The sequence below is a fragment of the Paraburkholderia sp. RL17-381-BIF-C genome, assembly GCF_046026435.1.
Taxonomy (GTDB): Bacteria; Pseudomonadota; Gammaproteobacteria; order Burkholderiales; family Burkholderiaceae; genus Paraburkholderia.
Map to the genome: position 1 here is coordinate 50,638 of NZ_JARESX010000019.1, position 25,308 is coordinate 75,945.

General features: G+C 62.4%; 21 protein-coding genes. 7 read left to right on the forward strand and 14 right to left on the reverse strand.

Annotated features, from left to right (window positions below; all coding sequences use genetic code 11):
• Positions 1 to 37: 37 nt before the first annotated feature.
• The 3 genes from P0D70_RS14355 to P0D70_RS14365 form a co-directional block, all read right to left on the reverse strand.
• Positions 38 to 265 (reverse strand): hypothetical protein, encoded by a 228-nt coding sequence (locus P0D70_RS14355; RefSeq protein ID WP_408184979.1) that lies wholly within the window; start codon positions 263 to 265, stop codon positions 38 to 40.
• A gap of 330 nt (positions 266 to 595) precedes the next feature.
• A complete protein-coding gene (gene groL / locus P0D70_RS14360; protein ID WP_408184980.1) occupies positions 596 to 2,236 on the reverse strand; it encodes a chaperonin GroEL in 1,641 nt (546 codons plus the stop codon).
• A gap of 18 nt (positions 2,237 to 2,254) precedes the next feature.
• Positions 2,255 to 2,545: a co-chaperone GroES gene (locus P0D70_RS14365; RefSeq protein ID WP_028199802.1), complete on the reverse strand. Its 291-nt coding sequence runs from the start codon at positions 2,543 to 2,545 to the stop codon at positions 2,255 to 2,257.
• A gap of 290 nt (positions 2,546 to 2,835) precedes the next feature.
• On the opposite strand from P0D70_RS14365, the gene P0D70_RS14370 reads away from it, so the two are divergent.
• On the forward strand, positions 2,836 to 4,053 hold the full coding sequence (locus tag P0D70_RS14370; protein WP_408184981.1) for an acyl-CoA dehydrogenase family protein: 1,218 nt from the start codon (positions 2,836 to 2,838) through the stop codon (positions 4,051 to 4,053).
• Positions 4,054 to 4,094: 41 nt separating this feature from the next.
• Positions 4,095 to 4,439 (forward strand): DUF3088 domain-containing protein, encoded by a 345-nt coding sequence (locus P0D70_RS14375; protein ID WP_408184982.1) that lies wholly within the window; start codon positions 4,095 to 4,097, stop codon positions 4,437 to 4,439.
• Positions 4,440 to 4,545: 106 nt separating this feature from the next.
• On the opposite strand, the gene P0D70_RS14380 is transcribed toward P0D70_RS14375, so the two are convergent.
• Positions 4,546 to 5,775 carry a porin gene (locus P0D70_RS14380; protein WP_408184983.1) on the reverse strand — a complete coding sequence of 410 codons (1,230 nt, stop codon included), beginning with the start codon at positions 5,773 to 5,775 and terminating at the stop codon, positions 4,546 to 4,548.
• A gap of 427 nt (positions 5,776 to 6,202) precedes the next feature.
• Between P0D70_RS14380 and P0D70_RS14385 the strand changes: the two genes are divergently transcribed.
• The 4 genes from P0D70_RS14385 (at position 6,203) to P0D70_RS14400 (ending at position 11,604) form a co-directional block, all read left to right on the forward strand.
• A complete protein-coding gene (locus P0D70_RS14385) occupies positions 6,203 to 7,807 on the forward strand; it encodes an ABC transporter substrate-binding protein (protein WP_408184984.1) in 1,605 nt (534 codons plus the stop codon).
• Positions 7,808 to 7,820: 13 nt separating this feature from the next.
• The gene (locus P0D70_RS14390) at positions 7,821 to 8,801 is read left to right on the forward strand and encodes an ABC transporter permease (protein ID WP_408184985.1); all 981 of its coding nucleotides are present in this window, start codon (positions 7,821 to 7,823) and stop codon (positions 8,799 to 8,801) included.
• A 42-nt stretch (positions 8,802 to 8,843) separates the two neighbouring features.
• Positions 8,844 to 9,815, forward strand: a complete 972-nt coding sequence (locus P0D70_RS14395; RefSeq protein WP_408184986.1) for an ABC transporter permease — start codon at positions 8,844 to 8,846, stop codon at positions 9,813 to 9,815.
• Positions 9,816 to 9,888: 73 nt separating this feature from the next.
• Positions 9,889 to 11,604: an ABC transporter ATP-binding protein gene (locus P0D70_RS14400; RefSeq protein ID WP_408184987.1), complete on the forward strand. Its 1,716-nt coding sequence runs from the start codon at positions 9,889 to 9,891 to the stop codon at positions 11,602 to 11,604.
• Positions 11,605 to 11,660: 56 nt separating this feature from the next.
• Here P0D70_RS14400 and P0D70_RS14405 read toward each other — a convergent pair whose 3' ends face one another.
• From P0D70_RS14405 to P0D70_RS14425, 5 genes are all read right to left on the reverse strand, one after another.
• The gene (locus tag P0D70_RS14405) at positions 11,661 to 12,533 is read right to left on the reverse strand and encodes a MetQ/NlpA family ABC transporter substrate-binding protein (protein ID WP_408184988.1); all 873 of its coding nucleotides are present in this window, start codon (positions 12,531 to 12,533) and stop codon (positions 11,661 to 11,663) included.
• 152 nt (positions 12,534 to 12,685) lie between these two features.
• Entirely contained in the window at positions 12,686 to 13,741 is a 1,056-nt protein-coding gene (locus tag P0D70_RS14410; RefSeq protein WP_408184989.1) for an aldo/keto reductase, read from the reverse strand.
• A gap of 38 nt (positions 13,742 to 13,779) precedes the next feature.
• On the reverse strand, positions 13,780 to 15,399 hold the full coding sequence (locus P0D70_RS14415; protein ID WP_408184990.1) for an ABC transporter substrate-binding protein: 1,620 nt from the start codon (positions 15,397 to 15,399) through the stop codon (positions 13,780 to 13,782).
• 41 nt (positions 15,400 to 15,440) lie between these two features.
• Entirely contained in the window at positions 15,441 to 16,502 is a 1,062-nt protein-coding gene (locus tag P0D70_RS14420) for an ABC transporter substrate-binding protein (RefSeq protein WP_408184991.1), read from the reverse strand.
• Positions 16,503 to 16,573: 71 nt separating this feature from the next.
• Entirely contained in the window at positions 16,574 to 17,794 is a 1,221-nt protein-coding gene (locus P0D70_RS14425) for an LLM class flavin-dependent oxidoreductase (RefSeq protein ID WP_408184992.1), read from the reverse strand.
• A gap of 468 nt (positions 17,795 to 18,262) precedes the next feature.
• Here P0D70_RS14425 and P0D70_RS14430 point away from each other — a divergent pair, with 468 nt between their 5' ends.
• Positions 18,263 to 19,852: an ABC transporter substrate-binding protein gene (locus P0D70_RS14430; RefSeq protein ID WP_408184993.1), complete on the forward strand. Its 1,590-nt coding sequence runs from the start codon at positions 18,263 to 18,265 to the stop codon at positions 19,850 to 19,852.
• Positions 19,853 to 20,003: 151 nt separating this feature from the next.
• Here P0D70_RS14430 and P0D70_RS14435 read toward each other — a convergent pair whose 3' ends face one another.
• The 5 genes from P0D70_RS14435 to P0D70_RS14455 all read right to left on the reverse strand — a co-directional run bounded on the left by P0D70_RS14435 (position 20,004) and on the right by P0D70_RS14455 (position 24,988).
• Positions 20,004 to 21,185: an ABC transporter substrate-binding protein gene (locus P0D70_RS14435; protein WP_408184994.1), complete on the reverse strand. Its 1,182-nt coding sequence runs from the start codon at positions 21,183 to 21,185 to the stop codon at positions 20,004 to 20,006.
• A 122-nt stretch (positions 21,186 to 21,307) separates the two neighbouring features.
• Positions 21,308 to 21,883 carry a peroxidase-related enzyme gene (locus P0D70_RS14440; RefSeq protein WP_091801386.1) on the reverse strand — a complete coding sequence of 192 codons (576 nt, stop codon included), beginning with the start codon at positions 21,881 to 21,883 and terminating at the stop codon, positions 21,308 to 21,310.
• Positions 21,880 to 22,452 (reverse strand): CMD domain protein, encoded by a 573-nt coding sequence (locus tag P0D70_RS14445; RefSeq protein ID WP_408184995.1) that lies wholly within the window; start codon positions 22,450 to 22,452, stop codon positions 21,880 to 21,882. The genes P0D70_RS14440 and P0D70_RS14445 overlap by 4 nt, the downstream gene beginning before the upstream one ends.
• A gap of 26 nt (positions 22,453 to 22,478) precedes the next feature.
• Positions 22,479 to 23,969 (reverse strand): NAD(P)-binding domain-containing protein, encoded by a 1,491-nt coding sequence (locus P0D70_RS14450; RefSeq protein WP_408184996.1) that lies wholly within the window; start codon positions 23,967 to 23,969, stop codon positions 22,479 to 22,481.
• Positions 23,966 to 24,988: a LysR family transcriptional regulator gene (locus P0D70_RS14455; RefSeq protein ID WP_408184997.1), complete on the reverse strand. Its 1,023-nt coding sequence runs from the start codon at positions 24,986 to 24,988 to the stop codon at positions 23,966 to 23,968. Before P0D70_RS14455 ends, P0D70_RS14450 begins: the two co-directional genes overlap by 4 nt.
• Between the last annotated feature and the right edge of the window lie 320 nt (positions 24,989 to 25,308).

Genomic DNA, 25,308 nt, shown 5'->3' on the forward strand with positions numbered 1-25,308 from the left:
AACGATAGCGCCGGCCGATGTCACGCGGGAGGCGTCGTCAATGGGTCGATTCGCGAACGTCGGTGCCTGACAGGCAGCGCAGTGCCCGATCGCCATCGCTGCGCGCCGCTTCCTCAATCGGAAAGGTTTCCTTGCTGAACGCCACCACCTTGAATCCGGATCCCGCCGCGCGCGGCGTGGTGATGCCCCAATGCCAGCCGCCGTCCTGCTCGAAGACATGCAGAACAGCCGTGTTTGTTACGTGTAAAGCCTCATGAGTCGTCATGGCACATTCCTCCGTCGCAACATGACCGTGAGTGCGAATTGCAGACTTCTACGCTGAGTTTAGTGCATTTTGCTGCACCGCAATATTTTAGTTTGTTGTAGAAATGCTGAATTAGTATGCGGACCCGCGGCCAGCGCGGGATTCGTGCACCAAAGCACACCAGCGCGAGTCGCATGCAGGATCGCGATGACATAGCGATGGGCATGGTTCGGCGTCTGCCATACATGTGCGAGGAAAGTGGAAAACAGAACGGGCCGGCTCGCTGGAAAGCGAGTACCGGCCCGTGTTTACCGCGCTAATTGCCTGGTGCCAGGCGGAAGCGGTGAGTCGTCAGAAATCGAGTCCCGGGGCGCCCGCGCCAGGACCGCCTGGCTGACCCGCGGCCGGCGCATCCTTCGGAGCTTCGTGAACGGTGGCGTCGGTGGTCAGCAGCAGCCCGGCTACCGAAGCCGCGTTCTGCAGCGCGGTGCGTGTGACCTTGGTCGGATCCAGCACGCCCGATTCGACCAGATCGCCATATTCGCCGGTCTGTGCGTTGTAACCGAAATTGCCCGTGCCTTCAGCGACCTTCGCAACCACCACGCTCGCTTCCTCGCCCGCGTTCGTGACAATCTGGCGCAACGGTTCTTCGAGCGCGCGCAACACGATCTTGATGCCTGCATCCTGATCGGCATTCACGCCCCTGAGCCCGCTGATCGCCTGCTTCACACGAATCAGCGCGACGCCGCCGCCCGGCACGATGCCTTCTTCAACGGCTGCGCGCGTTGCATGCAGTGCGTCGTCGACACGGTCTTTCTTTTCCTTGACCTCGATTTCGGTTGCGCCGCCCACCTTGATCACCGCCACGCCACCCGCCAGCTTCGCGACGCGTTCCTGAAGTTTTTCGCGGTCGTAGTCGGAAGTCGCTTCCTCGATCTGCACGCGAATCTGCTTCACGCGCGCTTCGATATTCTTGCTGTCGCCCGCGCCGTCGATGACCGTGGTGTTCTCCTTGCCGACTTCGATGCGCTTGGCCTGACCCAGTTCGGCGAGCGTCGCTTTATCGAGTGTCAGGCCAGTTTCTTCAGCGATCACTTGCCCGCCGGTGAGGATCGCGATGTCTTCGAGCAGCGCCTTGCGACGATCGCCGAAGCCAGGCGCCTTCACCGCGACGGTCTTCAGAATGCCGCGAATGTTGTTGACCACCAGCGTGGCGAGCGCCTCGCCTTCCACGTCTTCCGCAATGATCAGCAGCGGGCGACCGGCTTTCGCGACCTGTTCCAGGATCGGCAGCAGATCGCGAATGTTCGACACTTTCTTGTCGTGCAGCAGCACGAACGGGTTGTCGAGTACCGCAACCTGTTTATCCTGATCGTTGATGAAATACGGCGACAGGTAGCCACGATCGAATTGCAGACCTTCCACCACGTCGAGTTCGTCGTCGAGCGACTTGCCGTCTTCCACGGTGATGACGCCTTCCTTGCCGACGCGGTCGATCGCTTCCGCGATACGCTGACCGATCGACTCTTCGCCGTTGGCCGAAATCGTCGCGACCTGCGCGATTTCCTTGCTGGTCGTGGTCGGCTTGCTGATCTTTTTTAGTTCATCGATTGCGGCGACCACGGCCTTGTCGATACCGCGCTTCAGATCCAGCGGGTTGAGGCCCGCCGCCACGTATTTCTGACCTTCACGCACGATGGCTTGCGCGAGCACGGTCGCCGTCGTGGTGCCGTCACCCGCGGCGTCACTGGTGCGCGAAGCGACTTCTTTGACAAGCTGCGCGCCGATGTTCTGCACGCGGTCCGACAATTCGATTTCCTTCGCGACCGACACACCGTCCTTGGTGACGATCGGTGCGCCGAAGCTGCGTTCGAGCACCACGTTGCGGCCTTTCGGACCCAGCGTGACCTTGACCGCATTGGCGAGAATATTGACGCCTTCGACCAGCCTCGAGCGGGCGACGTCGCTGAAAATGATTTCTTTTGCTGCCATGGTTAGACGCTCCCTTCGTTATTGAGTGACGACTGCGACGACATCTTCTTCGCGCAGCACGAGCAGTTCATTACCGTCGACCTTGACCGACTGCCCGGCATATTTGCCGAACAGCACGCGTTCGCCGACTTTCAGATCGGGTTCGATGCGTTTGCCGTCGCTATCGCGCTTGCCCGGTCCGATGGCGATCACTTCGCCCTGGTCGGGTTTTTCCGCTGCGCTTTCCGGAATGACAATGCCTGAAGCGGTTCTGGTTTCCTGGTCGAGACGCTTGACGATCAGGCGGTCATGCAAGGGACGTAGGCTCATGGTTCCATTTCCACGGTTAAATTCTGGCACTCGTCGTTGGTGAGTGCTGACCGGGATCGAGTATAGAAATGCGGCGCCCGTTGCTCCAATAACGGATTCATCGATCCTTATCCGCAATTCGCATTTCACAATCGCGCATATTCATAGCTTGATTCGCTGGTTTTGTGCGGAGAGCCGTGTCCCTATACTGATTCGTCACAGCGGCATGTCTTATTGGCGCGCCGGTCCATCTTCCCAACTCAAACAGTCGGATCGAATGCGATCCGTGCGCTTTTACAAGGAATCAAGGCATGCAGGTCTCTCAGGACACCACGGCGCGTGCGAGGCTCGACGCAGCACTCGCCGGGTTGCCCGCGCTGGCTCAGGCGATTGGCGAAGACGCCGCGCAACGTGAGGTGCGGCGCGAGTTGCCATTCGACGGCTTCAGGCTGTTTCGCGAATCCGGCCTGGGCGTGCTCCGTTTTCCGGTCGAGTGGGGCGGTTTGGGCGGAACGTTGGAAGACCTCTTCGAGGTGATCGCCACGTTGGGCGCGCATGAATCGAATGTCGCGCACGCACTGCGGATTCACTTCGACCAGACCGAGCAACTGCTGCTGTCGCCGCGTTCCGCCTTCAACGACACGCAGATCGAGCGCATACGGCAAGGGGCGATCTTTGGCGGTGCGTCCACGGAACTGGGGACGGCAAGGCCGGGCGAAATCGTGACGAAGCTGGTGCGCGACGGCGAGCACTTTCGTGTGACAGGCAGAAAGTACTACTCGACCGGCACCGCGTTCGCCGACTATGCGCGGATCAACGTGCAGAACGAGAACGACGAAAAAGTGTCGATCGTGATTCCCGTGTCGCGTGAAGGATTGCAGGTACTCGACGACTGGGACGGCATGGGGCAACGCATGACGGCGAGCGGCAGCCTCGTGCTCGACAACGTGCAGGTTTTCTCTCACGAGATAGCGACACGCGGCTATACGACGCTCGCCGGCCGGCATGGCAGCGCCGTGCGGCAGCTGCATCTGGTGACGGTCGCGGCGGGTATCGTGCGAAACATTCTCGCGGACGCACGGCGCTACGTGACGCAATACGGCCGGCCGGTGCTGCATAGTCCGGCGCCCTCGGCGCGCGAGGATGGGTTCGTGCAGCAGGTGGTGGGCGACCTTGCGGCGCACAGCCTCTCGATCGATGCACTGGTCGCGGCGAACGCACGCACGCTCGACCGCTCGGCGAATGCGATCCACAGCGGCGCGGCGAATGCGGAGGAGCTGGTGCTGGAAGGCGCACTGGCCACTGCCAAAACCCAGCTCGTGGTGAGCAAGCTGGCGCTTTATGCGGGCGAGCGTCTGTTCGAGATTGGCGGCGCATCGGCCACAGGCCGCGCGCACAATTTCGACCGTCATTGGCGCAATCTGCGCACCATTTTCAGTCACAACCCTCTGCTGCACAAAGCGCGCGTGATCGGCGACTACGAGTTGAACGGCGTGACTACGCATCTGACCGAAGGACGCGTGTTCTAACGGATTGCCATCCATTCACCACCTTTCGAGCATTGCACACTATGAGCCGAGATTTGCTGTTACTACTGGAGCCGGGCTTTACGGATCCGGATCATCCGGGCGAGCGCTTTATCTGCCCGGACGGAGCGCCCATTGAAGGTTTGCTGGCGAGCGATCCCGCGCGCAACGCCCATCTCGACATTCGCCGCCTGCCGTTTGCGCGTCCGCGCGCCGAGGTGATCGAGGCGCTGGACGCTGAGCACCAGAGTCTGCCGGTACTGATTCTCGGTGACGAGCAGCCCGCGCCCGCCGATGCCCAGACGTTGGGCAGCAAGCGCTTCGTGACGGACACGCGCCGCATTCTCGATCTACTCGCGCAGCGTCACGGTTTCCCCAAAGTGCATTGACGAAGCTGAAGCGGGGTGTATGCTGGGGTAAATGTCGTTAGCGTGTTTCGATGTGACAACGGCATTCACCCCGAGCCGTTGCTCGACCGGGGCCTGTTGCTTCGCTCTAGAACAGATGCTTGACACCCGCCGAGACGGCCACCTGGTTGCTGGTGGTGGACGGTGTCAGATAGCCGATTGCCGCGACCGCCGGCCGTCCCAATGAATCGGTGCCGCTCGCGTGTTGATAAGCGCCGGTCACGTAAATGTCGGTTGCCTTGGAAAGCGAGTACGCCGCACCAAGGTTCAACTGCTCGTATTTGGCGCTCTCTTTTCCGCTCACGCTGCCGCCCTCCGTATAGTCGAACGACGTGCCGAATCGAAGAAACGGCGTGGCCTGATAGCGCAGGCTCGCACTGACGGTGCTCAGCCTCGTCGAACCGCTATAGTGCAGCGTATTCAGCGAAGAGTTCGAGCCCAGCCCACGGAATTGGGTGGTCGAGTAGGCCGCACCGACAATCGCTCCGCCTGCCGTGTAGGTTGCCGCCACGGAAATCGTCTGCTGCGTGTTTGCCGATGCGAAGCCGGCGATCGCCGGATTGGACTCGGCGGTCGTTGCCGAACCCGCGGATCCAAGGTTGTTTCCCGTGGCGCTTGCATTCGCATTGGTGCCGTAAAGCGACGTGTTCGGATTGCGCGCGTTGACGATCGACGCGGCAATGGCGAACGCGCCGCCCGTATAGCTGGCGCCGGTGGACCACAGTTGATTCTGCGTGACGTTCCCGGCCACGCCACCCAAGCTGTACAGCGCGCCGAAGCGGAAGCCGTTGAACGAATCCGAGAGGTACTTCAGCGAATTGTTGATGCGGTGAGTGAAGTTCAGATTGTCGTAGTCCGCCGGATGAATCGCGAGGTTGCCCCAATACCACCCGTAGATCAGTGGCGATACGAATTCCACCGAGGTGTCGCCCTGGCGTCCCAACGTGAACGTACCGTAGCGGCCGCCATTCAGACCGACCCACGCCTGGCGTCCGAACTCCGTGCCGCCTTGACCAATTGCGCCGTTGTTCACGCTGAAGCCATTTTCAAGCTGGAACAGCGCCTTCAATCCACCGCCCAGATCTTCCACGCCTTTCAGGCCCCAGCGACTCGACGCGAGTCCCGATGATCCGCTATCGAACTGCGCCACCTGCGCGCCGCCTTTGGGTTTGCCGGAGGACGGCGTTGCAGCCGTCTGCGCGTTATTCGAGTAGGTCACATTGCCGGTCACGATCCCATACAGGGTGACGCTGCTTTGAGCACTGGCCGTACCGACCATGAGAGACGAAACGCTGAAAGCGAAAAGCAGTTTTTTCATAGTTGTTTGAATCGTTTTTGAGGGCGAGTCGGAGAAGTGATTGCCCGAGGAAAATCTCGAATCGGGCGAGCAACGATAAGCAAAACGAATCGACGAAACAAACAATCAAATTCGATATGGATATCGACTATTTCTCTCGAATAAGCGCTAAAACACCGATTCTTTAGTAATAACGCAAACTCTCGACAATAGATACGCAATCCTTATTTGTATGTTTTCGTAGCGATGCTCCCTCGACGTAACAAAAGGAAAGGCGGCGTCCCGCCGATGCGCCTTTCCTCCGCACCATGCTTTGCATATACATAACGATTGGTTCTTTTACCGACGCTGCGGCTTTATCGTGAGCGCTGCGGCAGCGGCATTGCCGACACGACAACACTCTATTCGGCCGGCAAGGCCGAAACATCGGCATAAGGATCTGGATTACATGGCACGGTTGAATCGACGCGAATTTCTTATTTCATCGGGCGCGGCGCTCGCGGCGGCCGGCATGCCGGCACTTGCGTTCGCCCAGGGCGAGGCCGGCGCGCCGAAACGGGGCGGCACGCTGAACATGTTGATCAATCCGGAGCCGCCGGTGCTCGTGTCGATCTTCCAGACGACCGGACCCGCGCTCGTCGCGAGTTCCAAAGTGCTGGAAGGCTTGCTGGCTTATGACTTCGACCTGCGCCCGAAGCCGCAACTGGCCACGGCGTGGTCCGTCAGCCCGGACGGCCTGAAGTACACCTTCACCCTGCGGCAGAACGTGAAATGGCACGACGGCCAGCCGTTCACGTCGGCCGACGTCGCTTTCTCGATCGATCTGCTCAAATCGGTGCATCCAAGGGGCCGCAGCACGTTCGCGAATGTGACAAGCGTCGCCACGCCCGATGCGCGCACGGCGGTGATCGAGTTGTCGAAGCCCGCGCCGTATCTGTTGAAAGCACTCTCGGCCGGCGAATCGCCAATCGTGCCCAAGCACCTGTACGCGCAGGGCGACCCGCTGTCCAATCCGCACAACAACGCGCCGATCGGCACCGGACCGTTCCGTTTCAAATCGTGGACGCGCGGCGCCAATATCGTCTATGAGCGCAATCCGGACTACTGGGACGCGGGCAAGCCGTACATCGACAGCCTTGTGTTCAAGGTCATTCCCGACGCCGCCGCGCGCTCGGCCGCGTTCGAAACCGGCGCGTTGGATCTGGGCGGCGAGAACCCGGTGCCGCTCACGGATCTGCCGCGCCTCACGCAACTGCCGCAACTGGCGGTCGAAACGCGCGGCTATCGATTTCTGGAACCGCTCGCCGAGATCGACTTCAATCTCGATCATCCTATCCTCAAAGACGTGCGCGTGCGCCAGGCCATCGCGCATGCGATCAATCCGCAGGTCGTGCAGCGCACGGTGGCCTACGGCTATGCCGATCTGTCGCCCACGCCGATCACGCCGGGCTCGCCTTATCACGACGCAAAACTCGCACCGTACGCGTTCGATATCGGCAACGCGGAGAAGCTGCTCGACGCCGCGGGCTATCCGCGCAAGGACGGCGGCGTGCGCTTCCGTCTGACGCACGACTTCCTGCCGTACGGCGACATGTACCGGCGCCAGGCCGACTACGTCAAATCCGCGCTGGCGCGTGTCGGTATCGACGTGACGGTTCGCTCGCAGGACTTGCCTGCATTCCTGAAGCGTGTGTATGCCGATCGCCAGTTCGATTTCACGAGCATCGGCGTCAACACGCTATTCGACCCGAGCGTGGGGGTTCAACGCCTCTACTGGTCGAAGAATATCCGCCCAGGTGTGCCGTTTTCGAATGCACCGCATTACAGCAATCCGGAAGTCGACCGCCTGCTCGAAAGCGCCGCGGTCGAAACCGACGAAAGCAAACGCGTCGTGTTGTACCAGCAGTTCCAGCAGATCGTGTACCGCGATCTGCCGATCCTCAACCTGGTCGCGCCGCGCATGGTCACGCTGGCGAACCGGCGCGTTCACAACCATACGGTGTCCGCACAAGGCCTGGAAGGCAATCTCGCGGATGTCTACCTCAGCGCATGACAGGAGCGGCACGATGAGTCGAGGTTTGCGTTTTGGTGCGATTCTCCGGCGTACCGCATGGCAGGCATTGCCGACGGTGATCGGCATCGTGATCCTGAACTTCTTCCTGCTGAAGCTGATGCCAGGCGACGCCGCCGACGTGCTTGCCGGCGAATCCGGTTCGGCGACCGCGGAAACCATGCAGGTGCTGCGCGCGAAGTTCGGTCTCGACCAACCGGTGCTGCATCAATTGTGGTCGTACCTGACGCATCTTTCCCACTTCAGCCTGGGCTATTCACCGCGCTACGACATGCCGGTCATGCAGTTGATCCTGTCGCGCCTGCCCAATACGCTGTTGTTGATGGGCGTGGCGTTGTCGTTCGCGATCGTGACGGGCGTGGTGCTTGGCGCGGTGATGGCACATTGGGCCGGCAAGTGGCCGGACCGTGTGCTCTCCGTGCTGGCCTTGCTGTTCTATTCGACGCCGGGTTTCTGGATTGGATTGCTCGCCATCGTGCTGTTCTCGGTACACCTGGGCTGGTTGCCGAGCGGCGGCAACCTCACGCTCGGCGTGCAATTGCACGGCTTCGCGTATTTCGCCGATGCAGCCCGGCACGTGCTGCTGCCGGCCGCGACGCTGGCCACCTTCTTTGTCGCGATCTATGCGCGGCTGACGCGGGCCGCGATGCTGGAAGTGCAGCGTCAGGACTTCGTGCGTACCGCGCAGGCCAAGGGCTTGCATCCGTGGCGTGTCACGGTGCGGCATGTGCTGCGCAATGCGCTGATGCCGCTCACGACCATCGTCGGGATTCATTTCGGTACGTTGCTGGGCGGCGCCGCGGTGACCGAGACAGTGTTCAGCTGGCCCGGCCTCGGGCGACTCGCGCTCGACGCCGTAATGGCGCGCGATTTCAGCGTGCTGCTCGGCGTGCTGCTGCTGTCTTCGCTGCTCGTGATCATCGCCAATGTGCTGGTCGATTTGCTGCAGGCATGGCTCGACCCGCGCGTCGCGTGATGGATCGCGTCGACGCCACTCGTTTTTTTCCAGAAGGATGACATGGCTTCCGATTCTTCCAATTTGATCTCCACTCCGCCCGAGCCCACGGCATCGCCGTGGCGGCGCCAGTTGGCCGGTACGCTGTTTGGTCTGCGGCGCGGCAATGCGGCCGTTGCACCGGAGCGCGCGGGAGCGGGGCGCGGCGTCTGGCGCGCGCTGCTGCGCAATCCGTCGGCGCTCGCCGGGCTGGTGCTGCTCGCGGCGTTCATCGCGCTCGCGCTGAGCGCCGGGCATCTGTTTCCCGGCGACCCGCTCGATATGGTGGCGGCCCCATTCGAATGGCCGGGGACGGACACGCAATACCGGCTCGGCACCGATTCACTCGGGCGCGACGTGGCCGCGGGCATTGCTCATGGCACACGCGTGTCGCTGCTGATCGGCGCGGTGTCGGCCGGCATCGGGCTCGTGATCGGCACGCTGGTCGGTGCAACGGGCGGTTTCTTCGGCGGAGTGATCGATAATGTGCTGGTCCGTATTACCGAACTCTTCCAGACGGTGCCGTCGTTCTTGCTGGTGATCGTGATCGTCGCGATCGGCCGGCCGAGTGTGACGGTCATCGCGCTCGCGATCGGGATCGCTTCGTGGCCGACCGTCGCGCGAATCGTACGAGCGGAATTCCGCTCGCTGCGCCAGTCCGACTTCGTGCTCGCCGCACGCAGCCAGGGGTTCAGCAACGCGCGCATCATCTTCGGCGAGATTTTGCCGAACGCTTTGCCGCCTGTGATCGTGACCGCCTCGGTGATGGTGGCGAGCGCGATCCTGATCGAGTCATCGCTATCGTTTCTCGGCATGGGGGACCCCAACGTGGTCAGCTGGGGCGGCATGATCGGCGCCGGCCGCGATTCGCTGCGCACGGCATGGTATCTGACCGCGGTTCCCGGCGCGGCGATCGTGCTCGCGGTGCTCGCTCTGAACCTGCTTGGCGACGGCCTGAACGACGCACTCAATCCGCGCCTGCGCGAACGCGCCTGAGACCCTATCCGGCTGAATGGCGGGCGCATGACGCGGCCTGCCGCGCGGCTGACAACGTATTCGAGGATGCACAGTGGCAAACCTGCTTGAAGTACGCGACCTGCGCGTTAGTTTCGGCGCGCACCAAGCCGTGCGCGGCCTGAGTTTCGATATCGCGCAAGGCGAGACGCTGGCGCTGGTCGGCGAATCGGGCTGCGGCAAATCAGCAACGGCGCTTTCGTTGATGCGGCTCGTGCCCACGCCGGGACGCGTGACGGGCAGCCTGCGTTTCGACGGCCGCGAGCTGCTCGATCTGCCCGCACGCCAGATCCGGGACATTCGCGGCCGGCAGATCTCGATGATCTTCCAGGAGCCGATGACCTCGCTCAATCCCGTGCTTTCGATCGGCGCGCAGATCGTCGAGACATTGCGCCAGCACGAGAGCCTCTCCAAAGCGGCGGCATGGAAGCGCGCGGTCGAATTGCTCGAACTGGTCCAGATTCCCGATCCGCAGCGACGCGTGTTCGATTATCCGCACGAGCTTTCCGGCGGCCAGCGCCAACGGGTGATGATTGCGATGGCGGTGGCCTGCCGGCCGCGCCTGTTGATTGCGGACGAGCCGACCACGGCGCTCGACGTCACCATTCAGGCGCATATTCTCGAACTGCTCGATGGTTTGCGGCGCGAGTTGTCGATGTCGTTGCTGCTTATCACGCACGATCTCGGCATCGTCGCGAAGCACGCGGACCGTGTTGCGGTCATGCTGGCGGGTGAGAAGGTCGAGGAGGCGCCGGTTGCGCGGCTTTTTACCCAACCGCAGCATGCCTACACACGCGGGCTGCTCGGCGCCTCGCTGAACCTGGCGGACGATCTGCATTATCGCGGGTGGAAGCTGCCGGAAATCCGTCACGGTATCGGCGACGATGGCAAGCCGAGTTTCGCCGTGGTGCCGCGTTCGGTGCGCACCGGCCAATACGTGGCGGACGCGGATGCCACGGGGCGTGCCGCGTCGCCCGGCGATGCGCCGTTGCTCGAACTGCGGGACTTGCGGATCGACTACCCGCAACGCCATGGGAAGAGCACGCTGCGCGCCGTGGACGGCGTGTCGTTGCAGATCGCTCGCGGCGAGACCGTCGGTCTTGTCGGCGAATCCGGGTGCGGGAAATCGACGCTGTCCAAGGCGATCTTGCGGCTCGTGCCGGCCGCCGGCGGCGCCATCCGCTTGCGCGGCACCGATCTCGTGCCGTTGGGCGAGCGCGAGTTGCGGCCGTTGCGGCGTCATGTGCAGATGGTGTTTCAGGACCCTTACGCGTCGCTCAATCCGCGCCGCACCGTCGCGGACATTCTCGATACCGTGCTGGTGGGAAACGGTGTTGGCAACGCCCAGCAACGCCGCTCACGCATCGCCACCATGCTCGATCGGGTGGGCTTGCCGAGCTCGGCCCTCGCGCGTTTTCCGCATGAGTTTTCGGGTGGTCAACGGCAACGCATCGGGATAGCGCGGGCATTGGTGCTGGAACCGGATCTGCTGATCTGCGATGAGCCGGTGTCCGCGCTCGACGTATCGATTCAGGCGCAGATTCTCAATCTGCTGGTCGATCTGAAACGCGATCTCGGGCTGGCGTATCTGTTCATCTCGCACGATCTTTCCGTGGTGCGTTATATCGCCGATCGCGTGCATGTGATGCAGGCGGGGCGCATTGTCGAGAGCGGGCACCATCGGGACATCTGGCGCGCGCCGCAACACCCGTACACGCGCACGCTGCTCGACGCGATTCCGGGCCGGACATTCGACGCGCAGGCCGCATAGCGTGCGAGTCCTCGCGAGGGTGGCCTGGTGGCGCCCTCGCGATCCTTCAAACCGTCTCACTCGTTGCCGAAGTACGCCGGCAAGCGAAAGCCGTCATAGAAGCGATTGCTGCGAATCGCGTGCTGGAAGTCTGCAGACTGATAAGCCTGCACGATATCCTGAGTCGCGCGTGCGTTGCGGTTGGATGCCTTCACGACGACCTGGTTGATATACGGCGGCGTCATCTCTTCGAGCGCGAGCGCATCGGTCAGTTTGTGGCCGCTGAAGATCGCGAAATTGCCCTGAATCGCGGCGTAATCGACATCTTCAAGGGCGCGTGGCGCCTGTGCCGATTCGAGCGGGACGATCTTGATGCCGGCCGGATTGGCGATCACGTCACGCTCGGTGACGTCGACGGGATTCGGGTTCGGTTTGATCCTGATCCAGCCGATCCGCTGGAGTATCTTCAGCGCACGTTCGAGATTGACCGGATCGTTCGGTACCGCGACGCGAGTGCCGGGTTTCACTTCCGCGAGTGAACGGTGTTTGCTCGAATAGAGTCCCATCGGCGGTGTGGGAACCTGCACCACGCCCACCAGATCCGTTCCGTTGCGATCGTTATACGACTTCAGATAGACCTCGTGCTGCATGACGTCGGCGATGATCTCGCCGCGATAGACAGCCTGGTTCGCTTCGAGGCCGGTGCTGAACTCGACGTATTTGATCGCATAGCCTTTCTTGCGCAATTGCGGCTCGACACCTGCCTTGAATTCGTCGGCATAGGGGCCCGGCACGAAGCCGACGCGCAGTTCCTGCGCGGTGCCGCCGCTGTCCGCGGCATAAGCGGTGAGGGCGGAGAACGCGGTGAAGCTCGCAAGCGTGGTGGCCAGAAGTAAAGCGCCGGTGACACGCCGTCTGACGGCTGATGGTGCTGCAATGGATCGGGACATGATGATAGAAGTGCGGGGAATGGGGGTGATTGGAAGAAGCGGGGCTATCGGGCGATTGTCAGTCGCGGTAGCTTTGCGAAGACCGGCCAGGCGGTTGCCGTGCCGGCGGAAAAAAACCGTCGCCAACTGCATGAGCTGGCAACCGTGGAAAGTCAATGCGATCCCTGCTGAACGAGCACGGGTTCTTTTTCGGACGTGCCATGACGCGGGATTCGCCCGAAGAACGGATGGCCCGGATCGTTGAAACCGGGCGTGGACGGATGGCCACTCGTGACGAGCGAGTCGACGAACGTTTCATCTTCCGCCGTCAGGCGGTAGCGCAGCGCCGGCAAGTAGTCCAGCCACTGCGCTTCCGTGCGCGGGCCCGCAATGGTCGAACTGATGTAACGGCTATTGAGCACCCACGCGAGTGCGAATTGCCCGGCGGAAAGCCCCCGCGCTTGCGCATGCTCGCGCACGCGCCGCGCCAGTTCGAGTGATTCCGCACGCCATTCGGTCTGCTGCAGACGCCGGTCGCTGCGGCCCGCGCGCGTATCGGCGCCTGGCGTCGAGCCCGGTTCGTACTTGCCCGTCAACACGCCGCGCGCGAGTGGGCTATAGGAAATCACGCCGAGTCCGTAGCGGTGCGCGGCTGTCAATTGCTCAGCCTCGGCCTGGCGGTTGGCGATGTTGTAGAGCGGCTGGCTCGCTACCGGCGCATCGAGTCCGAGCGCCTGCGCAGTGTGGCTGAATTCGGCGATTTTCCACGCGCGATGATTCGACAAGCCGTAATAACGCAGCTTGCCGGCCTGGATCAGATCGTTGAGTGCCCGCACCGTTTCTTCAACCGGTGTTTCGTGGTCTTCGCGGTGGATATAGAGCAGGTCGATGTAGTCGGTGTTGAGGCGTTTCAGGCTGGCATCCACGGCCCGTATGATGTGCTTGCGCGATGCGCCACGCGCGTTGATATCGCCGTCCTGCAGCGGGTTCGCGAATTTGGTCGCCAGCACCCAGCGCTCGCGCTGCGCGGCGATGCTGCGGCCCACCACGCGCTCGGACTCGCCTTTGGCGTACACGTCCGCCGTATCGATCGAATTCACGCCGTGCTCCTGAGCCTGATCGATGATGCGCGCGGCGCTCGCTTCGTCGGTGGGGCCGCCGAACATCATCGTGCCGAGCGTCAGCGTCGAGACCTTGATGCCGCTGCGGCCGAGTTGTCTGTATTCCATGTGAGTCGAATTCCGTGAGAGAGTGAATCGGGAGAGGGTTAGCGTTGCAGCCACACATCGGCGAAACTGGACGACACGCCGTCCGGCGAGGTCGTATGGTTATGCACCGCGCGCGAGTAGACGGTCAGGTATTGCGGTGACACCAGATTGATGTCCGGCAGATCGCGTTCGAGAATGCGCTGAATCTGCGAGAAGAGTTGCTTGCGCTTTGCTTCGTCGGTTTCTTCGGCGACCTGCGAGAACAATTGATCGATCTCCGGATTGCTGTAATGGGAGCCGTTGGTGAAGGGCACGCCACGCCGGAAATTGCTGGTCGTGTAGAGACGCGCCACACCGACCACCGGATCGAACAGATTGCTCATGCCATTGATCGAGAAATCGAAATCGCGGTCGGTGTAGATTCGCTTCAGATAAGCAGGCAAATCCTGGCTGCGAACGGTGACGGCAATGCCGACACGGGCGAGGGCCGACTTGACATAGGCGGCGGTGCGCGCTGGCAGATCGCCGATCGGCAAGGGATCGACGGTCAGGGCGAAACGCGTGCCGTCGGCTTTGCGCGGATAGCCCGCTTCGTCTAGCAACGCGTTGGCACGCTCCACGTTGAATGGATAGGGCGTGGGCGCCGGGTCGTAGTAGGGGCTCGACGGAATGATCGGGCTGGCGAGCGGCGTCGCGTAGCCGTAGTAGATCACCTTGCGAATCACTTCACGATCCAGCGCCGAAGCAATTGCCTGACGCACTTTCGGATTCTTCAATACCGGGTTGTCGAGGTTGAACTCGATGCGCGCCACGCCCGCCTGGAACTCGTAGCCGCGAGTCTCGAGTCCGAGCTTCCGGTTGGCTTTGAGGCGCTCCAGATCGGACAGCGGCACGGGCGAGTCGCCGCTCAGGTCCACGGAACCGTCTTCGAAAGCGACGGTGCGGGCGGCCGGATCGTTGATCACCTTGACGACAATGCGATCGAGCCACGGCTTGCCTTTGTCCCAGTAGTCGTCGTTGCGCATGTATTCGACGTAGCTGCCGCGCACCCATTTGACGAAGCGAAACGGACCGGTGCCGATCGGCGCGTTATTCGCGGGGTTGGTCAGCACGTCGGTGCCTTCGTAGATATGCTTTGGCACGATCGGCGTTTCCGACGAAGAGAACGCCTTGATCAGATACGGTGCCGGCTTCGACAGCGTGATGACAACGGTATAAGGGTCCGGCGTCGCGACATCGGTAACGTTGGCGAAGGTGGTCTTGGCGCGCGGGTGCACCTGCCGGAGCGTCTGGATCGAATACGCGACGTCGGCGGACGTGAAGGGCTTGCCGTCGTGCCATTTCACGCCGCGGCGCAGATGGAAAACGTATTTGCGGCTGTCGTCGCTCACTTCCCACGAGGTGGCTAGCGAAGCTTTCGGTTGAAACTTGAAGTCGTATTCCAGCAAGCCTTCCACGACTTTCGGGCTAACCTTGAGCACGTTGGTCGCCGTGGTGGCGAGGTCCACGAGCGCGGTTGGCTCCGGCGTAACGATGAAATTGAGCGTGCCGCCGCGAGTCTGCGCCTGCGCGTGCGCAGCAAACAGTGTGACGATCAGGGTGACTGCCAGACCGAGCGCGCCCTTGAACAGGCGCGCGCCGCGGCGGCTTGGCGCCGCCTGCGTTGTGACATAGGTCATCGTATGGTTGTGTGAGAGAAGAATCGGGTGAAGAAGCGGATTCAGTTTGCGAATGCCGTCAGCGCGGGCCGGCGCGCGAGCGCGGCGTGAAGTGGCGCGGGGTCGATCCATGCGTCGAACTCGAAATCCGATGCAATGAAGCCCCACTTGAAAAGAAAGCGCTTGAAGTCGGCGAGCGCCGCGAGCGCCTGCGGGTCGAGTCCGATCGTCAATTGTCGATGCAGCCCGCCGGGATAGGCGCGCTCCACCCAATGTTCGGCACTGCGGGTTTCGCGGGCGACGTAGTGCGCCACATCGCCTGCGTGAGCCTCGGCCCAATCGCCGGCAACCAACGTGCGCGCGAGCACCCGTTCGACCAGGTCGGGGCGTTCACGTAGCAGACGCGCGTCTACCGTCAACGGCCGGGGCGTGCCATTGTTCGCGTGTAGCAGGCGATTCGGCTGCGCGCTGATGTCGACGAGGATCTTCGCATCGAGCAGGTTCGCGATATCGAGGCCCGTCGCCCCTTTGACGAACACGACATCGGCTTCTCCGCGCAACAGCGCTTCGGCCTCGCGGGCGTACTCGTGAGAGCGTTGCGCGTCGAGCCAATCGGCGAGCGGCGCATCGGCGGCGGGTTTGGCGTCTTCGAGACTGCGCGGCGTGTGCAGCAGGTCGACCAGATCGATATCTTCGAGTTGCACGCCCAGCACGCCCTGCAACGAAGAAAAGCCGCGCAGTGCGGTGGCGCGATGAAAGTCGACTACGCCCGCGCGCGTATTGAGCGGAAACCCGAAACGACGCCCGGCCAATGCATCCGGACTCGCTTCGAGGTGACGGTCGAGCGTGATCAGGGCCTGGAATTCGTCCACCCAGCTCAGGCCGATCAGACGCGTGTCGCTGCCTTGTGCGCGCGCCCAGAGCGCGGGAATATTGCCGCCCTGACGGAACGACCAGGGCTGCGTATGCGTGAAATGCGAGCGACGGATCGTCACGTCGTCGGCGTCCTGTAGCGCTCTGACATCGATTCCGTCGGCCGCGAATTCCTCTTCGAGCCAGCCTTTCTGCACGGCAATGCCGAATGGCGTGGGGGCGGGGCAGCGCGTGTACCAGAGGCGGCTCATACAATGACCTTGTAATTGAAGACTATCGGGCAACCGGACGGCGGTTTTCGCATCCAAAGGTGGGCGTGCAATCAGTATCGGAGGCCTGCTTCGCGCAATAACGGCACCACGCGCTCGCCGAAGAAATCGAGGTCCGGCTGAAAATCGAAAAAGCTCAACTGCACGCCGTCGACACCGGCCTGATGCAAACGCACGATGTAATCGGCGATCTGCTGCGGCGAGCCGACCATCGCGATGTTGCCGCCCACCGCGCGGGCGGCGGCCTGATTGCGCTGTTCAGCGTTGCCGCGCCATGCGTGCGCGTCGCTGTCGAAGCGATGAAAACTGCCTTCGTCACCGTGCGCCACGATCGAGTCGTGATAGGCGCGTGCTTCTGCCTCGGACTCGCGGCAGATCACCATTGGATTGATCAAGGTGCGGATCTTGCGGCCGTGCTTCGCGGCGGTAGCCTTCACGCGCGCCGTATGCGCCGGCAGCGCCGCTAACGCCGCTTCGATTTCGGAGCCGGCCGGACTGGTGATGAACACGACGTCCGAGTAACGGGCGGCGAAGTCGATACCCGCGTCGGAACCGGTCGCATTCACGAGAAGCGGACGGCCGTATTTCGGTTTCGGCGTGACGAACGCCTTGTCGAGCTTCCAGCTGGATAGCTCGGGTGCGAAGCTGAAATTTTCAGCCTGCGCCCAGAGTTGCTGCACGGCATCGAGAAACTCGGCGGCAAGTTCGTAGCGCCGGTCATGTTCGATACGATGCCAGCCGAACATTTCATGCTCGATGGCGCGATGGCCGGTGACGACATTGATACCCCACCGTCCCTTCGAGATGTGATCGAGCGTCGCGCTGAATTTGGCGAAGTGCAGCGGATGCCATGGCCCGTAGAGCACGTGGCTGGTGGCGACCAGAATGATGCGCTCGGTGCGCGCCGTCATCGCGGCCAGCGACATGAACGAGTCGAGCGCTTCACCGTTGAATACGCCGCCGTAGCCGCCTTTTGGCAGCCATTGCGACAGCGCGAAGACGAGATCGAAACCGAATGCCTCGGCTTTTTGCACCAGTGCCAGGTTGTAATCGAAGTTCCAATCGGTGGAGCGAGGCAGTGTTGACGCGCTCCACCCGCCCGCCTGAATCGGCAGAAATAGTCCCAGCAGCAGCGGCTGTTCGAAGGCGCGTGAGACCGGGCTATCGGCGAATGCAGCCGGTGATCGAACTGGAACGAATGGCGTGGCAGCCCGCCTATCTTCAGCAGCAGGCGCCGAGGCCTCAGGTGGAGCGGCGAGAATGGAATCAGTCACAGTAATTGTCCGTGCCGTTTTGGCGTAAAGAGCGCGCATTCGATGGGCGGTCGACCATCGCGCGTGACTGGCGGCGGCAACGATTCTCGCCACCACGTCAACGCTCGCGTGAACGCAGTAGATCATGCAAGGTTGGGAATGCAAAACAATGAATTCTGCTTTTCAATTGAAGCGACGGATGCTGCAAAGCCGTGCTGTTATAGCGGAGATATCGCGCATGGCAGGATGAACGAGAAGACCGTCTGGCGGCACAGTAGTGTTGAACGCGCGCACACACCGGCAGTTTGCGGCGGGAAAAGAGCAATCGGCGTTAGCAAAGCGCGTGGGTACGTTGCGGCATGTCAGTGAGCTACGGAAAGCGCCTTGAATCACGCTAAACACAGGATGCAAAGCTAATCACTTTTGCTTGCTTTTCGTTCCTTTCAAGCCGCCTTACTATCCGACATTCCTATAATAAAGAGGATACCTATGAGCTTGCAAAACGGTTTGTGCGGAACCCTTTCCGCCGCGGTGTTCGCCTTCTCGCTGATTGCCGCCAGTCCGGCGCCCGCTCTGGCGGCGCCCAATCATGGCGGAACCCTCACATGGCTCGTCACGCCTGAACCTGCGTCGATCGTTCCTTTGACCACCACCGCTGGCGGTAACGCAGAGATCGGCCCGAAGGTGGTGGAAGGCTTGCTGACCTATGACAAGGACCTCAATCCTCAACCACTGCTGGCTACCGCATGGTCGGTGAGCAAAGACGGGCTTCAATATCGCTTCAATTTGCGGCGCGGCGTAAAGTGGCACGACGGCAAGCCGTTTACTTCCGCAGACGTCGCCTTTTCGATTCTGACGCTCAAGCAGGTGCATCCGCGCGGCCGCAGCACGTTCGCGAACGTCACCGATGTCAAGACACCGGACCCTTACACCGCGATCATCGAACTATCGAAACCCGCGCCGTTTCTGCTGACCGCGCTGTCCGGTTCCGAGTCGCCGATCGTGCCGAAGCACTTGTACGAAGGGACGGACATCGGATCCAACCCATATAACAGCGCGCCGGTCGGCACGGGGCCGTTCATTTACAAATCGTTTGTTCACGGCAGCTATATTCTGCTCGAACGCAATCCGGACTACTGGGACAAACCCAAGCCCTACGTGGACAAGATCATCGTGCGCTTTCTTCCCGATGGCGCGGCCCGCGCGGCAGCGCTTGAATCGGGTGCGGCCAATCTCGGCGATCAGGCGATTCCGTTAGCAGACGTCAAGCGGTTCACGACACTGCCTGAATTCAATGTGGATACGACCAACTGGCCGTACGCGAGCAACCATCAGCAGTTGATCTTCAACCTGGATACGCCGGTTCTCAAAGACAAGGCCGTGCGCAAAGCGATTTCACAGGCAATCGACGTCAATGCATTGAACCGCGTGGTCTGGTATGGCTATGGTCAGGTGTCCGCTGCGCCGGTCGGCACGGCCAATACGAAGTATCACGACGCCGACATTCTTTACTTTCCGTATGACATTGCTCAGGCCAATGCCGCGCTGGATGCGGCCGGCTTGAAGCGCGGCGCGGACGGAAAGCGCTTCAAACTGCGATTGCTGTTCAATCCGTTCCAGGATCCGCGGGCGGCGGATTTTGTGCGTCAGTCGTTGGCGCGTATCGGGATCGATGGGGAGATCGAGAGTTATGATTTCGCGACCTACGTAAAGAAGGCTTATACCGATCGCGCTTTCGATATCACGCTCGAAGCGCTCTCCAATGTATTCGACCCGACAGTGGGCGTGCAACGCGTTTTCTGGTCGAAGAACTTCAAGATCGGACTGCCGTTCTCCAATGCGGCGCACTATTCGAACCCGGAGGTCGACCGTTTGCTCGAAGCCGCCTCCGTTGAGACCGACGAAGCAAAGCGCCGTCAGCTATTCATCCAGTTCCAGCAGATCGTTCACGACGACATTCCGTCGATCGAGTTCGGCGCGAATCCGAGCATTACGGTCGTTTCGAAGAAGGTGAGGGACTATGCGCCGACCGGGGAAGGGTTGCGCGGGAATTTTGCTGATTTGTATATTCAGCCGTAGAGCGTGTGGAGAGAAAGGGGAAGGAGTGTCCGCTTCCCCTCGACTTCCAGCCCGGCGTGATCAGCACCACTTCCGGGGTACGCTTTGCATCCAGACCGTCCGGCAACCTCGGCAAGGCTCACGCCTCCGAGTGCCGCCGGATATCCCGCACTCACTTCGCCGCCACCGCAGCCTTACTGCCAAGAAGCGCCCACTCGCCATTTTCGACTACGAGGTTGACGCTTTTCACGCCGATCACGCGGCGCGTCGCCGGATCGAAAGTCGCCTTGCCGAACACGACGCTGGGCACGTCATGCAACTTTGGCAACGCATCACGCACGGCTCGGCGATCGAGGCCGCCGGCGCGCAACGCATAAGCGGCGATGATCGTGGCGTCGTAAGCAAACGCGTTGAAAGCGTCCGGCTGATGGTGATATTTCGCCTCGAAGCCACGAACGAAATGCTGAACTTCGGGACTCGGATCGCCCGGGAAAAAGCTGGTATTGGTGGTCACGCCGTTGACGGACTCACCACCCAGCTCCATGAACTTCGGCGAGTACACGGAGCTGGCGGCCACGATCGGCAGGCTGATGCCACTCGTACGCGCCTGGCGCACGATCTGCGCGCCGTCCGAGTAGTAGGAAATCAGCACCAGTGCATCGGGCTTGGTATCACGCACGCGCAGCAGCGTGGCGCGAAAATCCTTGTCGGTGGGCTGATAACCTTCGGCGGCCACGACCTGCGCGCCACGCGCGGCCGCCGCCTTCACGAATACGTCCTTACTGGCGCGACCCCAATCCGTGTTCTGGAACAGCACGGCGATGCGCCTGAAACCCTGCTTGACGGCCAGGTCCGCGAGCAGCGGTTGGGCGTCTGCCTGGCTGACGGACGGGCTCCAGATGAAGTCTCCGCCCTTGGTGAAGTCAGGATGCGAGTTAGTGAAACCCAACTGCACGAGGCCGGCGCGCTGATAGATCGGCGAGGCCGCCATCGAGGCCGGACTCGAAAAATCGCCGAGTTCGATCAGGATGCGCTTGTCGTCGACAAACTTCTGCGCAATGCCGACCGCCTGGCGCGGGTCGCTCTGACTGTCTTCGAACACGTACTGCAAGGGTCGGCCGTTGATGCCGCCCTGGCTGTTGATCTCGTCGAGCGCGAGGTCGAAGCCGGCTTTCCATTGCGCGCCATATTGCGCATTCGGGCCGGTCAGTGGTCCGCTTACGCCGAAGAATACCGGCTCGCCGGTGGCCGGCGCCGCGGAAGATACACCATAAACGGAGAAGGCAAGCACGGCGCCGACGAGCGTGAACAGTCGCCGGAACCGCAGGAAAGGATGCGAGGCAGACATGGGCATTTCCCCCGAAATGAGTTGGACTGCGAGTCTCTAACGCATCACATCGTGCGACAACGAAGCGATTCGCATATCCATATTCGCCGGCCCGCGCGATGCGAGGTCAATGCAATGCGAAGCCCGACCTACGCCGGAAATACGGCCTCACCGAGCGTCAGCATCAGCCGGTTTGCCCACGCAAAGATCGCAATCGCCTGGCTTAAGTCGAGAATCTGCGTATCGTCGAGCCCTGCGCGGCGCAGCGCGTCGAGCGAGGCCCGGCTGAGCGCTTCAGGATGCAGCGTGAGATCGATCGCGTACTTCACGATGGCGCGTTCGCGCTCCGTCGTGCCCGCGGTCTGCGGGTCCGAGAAGATCTGCTGGATTACGTCGTCGCGTTTCGCGAGTTGCTGGAAGCGCTGCGCATGCACCGAGGCGCAGTACACGCAGCCATTGACCCGCGAGACAACCGTGCTCGCAAGCTCGCGCTCCGCGCGCGAGAGGCCGCCTGGCGCGTACATGATGCTGTTGAACGCACCGGAGCGCTGCCGGAGGATTTCCGCTTCGTGCACAAGCAGCAGGTAATAGTCCGAAGTCTTCGCCTGGGGATGGCTCGCTTCGAGCACCGCCGTCTGCGCGGGCGATGCCTGCGCGAGCGGGACGGTATCGAGCCATGCGCGCCAGCCGAGGGTCTGCGAGGTGAAGCCGTGATCCGTGCTCATGCTCGTGCCTCCAGCGCGCGCAACGCGGCGACGACTCGCACCTGATACGTGACGAATGCGACGAGTTGCGCGAGTGCGACGATCGCACGCGTCGTCAGACCGGCTGACTGTAGCGCCGAGAGGGCCGGCTTGCCGGTCGCGGCAGGCTGCAATACGAGTGCTTCGGTATGCACGAGGATCGCCGCGAGTCGTGGGTCGGCCGTCACGTCGGGCGCCGTGCGATGTTGCGCAATGGCATCGAGCAACGCGCTCGTTGTGTGCGCATCTGTTTCCGCGTCTGGTCCCGCGGCTGGTTCGAGTGCCAGCAGGCGTTTGCGATACGCTTGCGCGGTCTGCTCCGAGCGCGAGAGCAGCGCCGCATACCACGCCGCGTACAGCCGTTCGCGCAGCGTTAGATCGACGACGTCGCTGGAGAACAGCGCGTCGTGACTGCCTTGCGTATAGCGGGTTGCGTCACCGCGGAAGGCGCGCAACGCAGCGACAGGGCTGTCGGGCGCGAGCCCCGCCAACGCTGCGACCAAGTCATCGGTTGCGGCAGTGGATGTGTGATCGGTCAATGAAGAAGACATGAGTGATAGGTCTCGTCAGGGGAGAGTCAGGCGGTGGTGTCGATTACGGGCGCGTCGGCGTCGGCCCATTCGTCTCCGGCAAGCTCGGCGGTGTCGAATGCCTGCAGCGCGGCGTAGTGCGTGTCCCGGTCGGCGTCGAACAGCATGGCGGCGATGGCGCGCGCGAGACGTTGCGCGCCGTCGCTGATCGCGGGAATGTCGCCGGCGATCTTGCCGTGCGACAGACTCGCGCCGTGATTGAATGAGTGAATGCGCGAGAGCGCCGGACATGTGCCCGCGATCCGTTCCTGCAAGGCAAAGTTGCGATCCAGATCCGGCGAGCTGCCGAGGTCGTCGCTCGGCAGTTCGCACGCGGGTTCGAAGCGGTCACGCCAGCGGCGCACATGCGGCGCGATCAGCGCAAACTCGTCGCGGGTGTCGATCTCGGCGTGAAAACCGGTCGCGAAGATCAGGTAATCGAGCGTGTAGCGGCCTCTCGGTGTAGCGACGACGACCGTGTCGTCCTCGTGGCTTACGCGCGTGAGCGGGCTGGCAAGATGCAGCTTCGCGTGAGCATACTTCGCGACGCGCAGCACGCTATCGCGCGGCGGCGGCGCCTGAGTCTGGGCGGAGTAGTGCAGAAAGCGCCATTTCCATTCGTCAGGCAGGCTGGCGAAGCCGTGTACGAGCCCGGGGCTGCCAATGCCGGTCAACTTGTTGATGCGAGGCAGCGCGTCGCGTCGCACGAACAGATCGACTTGCGCCGCGCCGGCTTCGAGCGCGCTCGCGGCATTGTCGAACGCCGACGCGCTTGCACCCACCACGCCGACACGCTTGCCGCGCAACGCGGCGAAGTCGATCGCATCCGACGAGTGCGCGCGCAGGTGGGCGGGAAGTTCGCGTGCAACCTCGGGAATGAAGGGGCCGCCCAGGCCCTCGCGTCCGGTTGCCAGCACGACATGCCTGGCCAGCACGATTTCGCGCCGGGCGCGACTGGTGTCGTTCGCCGCTCCGTCGAGGAGATCGAGTTCGATCAGGCCATCGCTGCGTGGGCGCAATTTTTCGACGCGAGTGTCGTTGCGCACCGGCAGTTCAAGCACGCGACGATACCAGCGCAGATAGTCCATCCACTGCGTACGCGGAATCTTGTAGAGCGCGTCCCATTGTTCGCGACCGAACTGGGCTTCGTACCATGCGCGAAAGGTCAGGGCGGGCAGACGGAGCGCGGGCCCGGTCAGCTGTTTCGGCGAGCGCAGGGTCTGCATCCGCGCGTAGGTGACCCACGGACCTTCGCGGCCCGCCGGCGCCTGATCGAAGAGCCGCTGGTTGTCGATGCCCAGCAGACGCAACTCGGCACTCGCCGCGAGTGCGGCCATGCCGGCGCCGATGATCGCGACATCGAGCACGCGTTGCGCACCGACGTTTCGCGCGGGCACCCAGGAAGGCGCAGGCAGTTCGAGCCAGTCGAGGTCTTCGCGAAGCCGGGCTTCGAGCGCGGCAAGGCAGTCGGCGGCGGGTGGTGGATTCAATACGGTCATGCCGGAACTCCGGTGTCGCGATGAGAGGAGGAATCGGAATCGCCAGCCTTGTCCGCGCCATCCATGCGATCGTGAGCGACCAGTGCGCCATGCTGCGACGCCGCGTGGCGCACCGCGCCGGGCAGCAGAGCGTGTGAGACTTCCGCGAGGGCGTCGATCATCGCGTCCATTGCGGGAGTGCGCGGTCGGCCCGACAGCGTGACAACGCCATACAGAAACGGGATCGGCACGTCGAGCGGCCGCACTTCGACATCGGCGAGGCGCAGCCCGAACGCCGTCACCGGATCGACAATGGCGACGCCGAGCTTCTCCTGCGCCGCCATCATCGCGTTGAGCGACGCGTTGGTTTCCAGCGCGGCGAGGAGCGCAATTCCGGCCTGATCGAACGCGCGATCGATCCTGTTGCGCAGCCGGTAGCGGTTCGCCAGCGTCGCGACCGGCTGTCCGGCGAGATGCGCGAGCGGCAACACGGCGTCCTGCGCCAGCGGGTCGTCGCGATGCAGCACGGCCACGCACGGCGCTTCGATGATGTAGTGCACATCGAGGGCCGCATGATCGAGTGGAAGCGTGGCGATGCCAACATCGGCGGCACGCGAGAGCAACGCCTGCACGACCTGCTCGGCGGACGCGCTGCGCAGTTGCGTGTTGCCGCGTGTGCCTGCTTGCGCGGCCGCCTGGTTCAGCTTCGCAAGGGCGCGCGGCGCCAGCGCCGCGGCGAGTGCGGGCGTTGCCACGACGCGCAGCGGCATGGGTTCGTCGCGGCCGATGGCGCGCGCACTGGCACGGATCGCATCGAGGCCGATCAGCGAACGCTCCACTTCGTCATAAAGCAGAAATGCGCGACTCGTCGGCGTGACGCGTGGCCCTTTGCGGTCGAACAGTGCATAGCCGATCTCCTGTTCGAGATCCTGGATCGTTCTCGTCACGCCCGGCTGCGAGCGGCGCAGCAGGCGAGCCGCGCCGGTCATGCTGCCCGCCGACATGACTGCCGAGAACGCTTCGAGTTGATGCAACTCCATGCGATGCCTCATCCATGTGATGGGTGCATTCTAGAGGCCGTTTCATGCTCGATTCTTATAATAAATTCGGCTATGCAATTGACGAAAGTTGCGGTCCTCCCGCACGCGCGCAACTGACGTGAGCCAATCATCTTTCCGCTGGAAGTGCAAAAAGTGCCGTGAAATAAGGGCTTTTTTGCATTGGCCGCAGCAGCGCACAAGCTCGGCGCACTGCGTAATCGCTCACACTCATAAGCTTGGCGGATTCACGGGAATAAGCTTTGACCGTTATCTTCGTTGGCCGGCTTCCAGGCGACATGGTTACATCGTCTCACTCAATT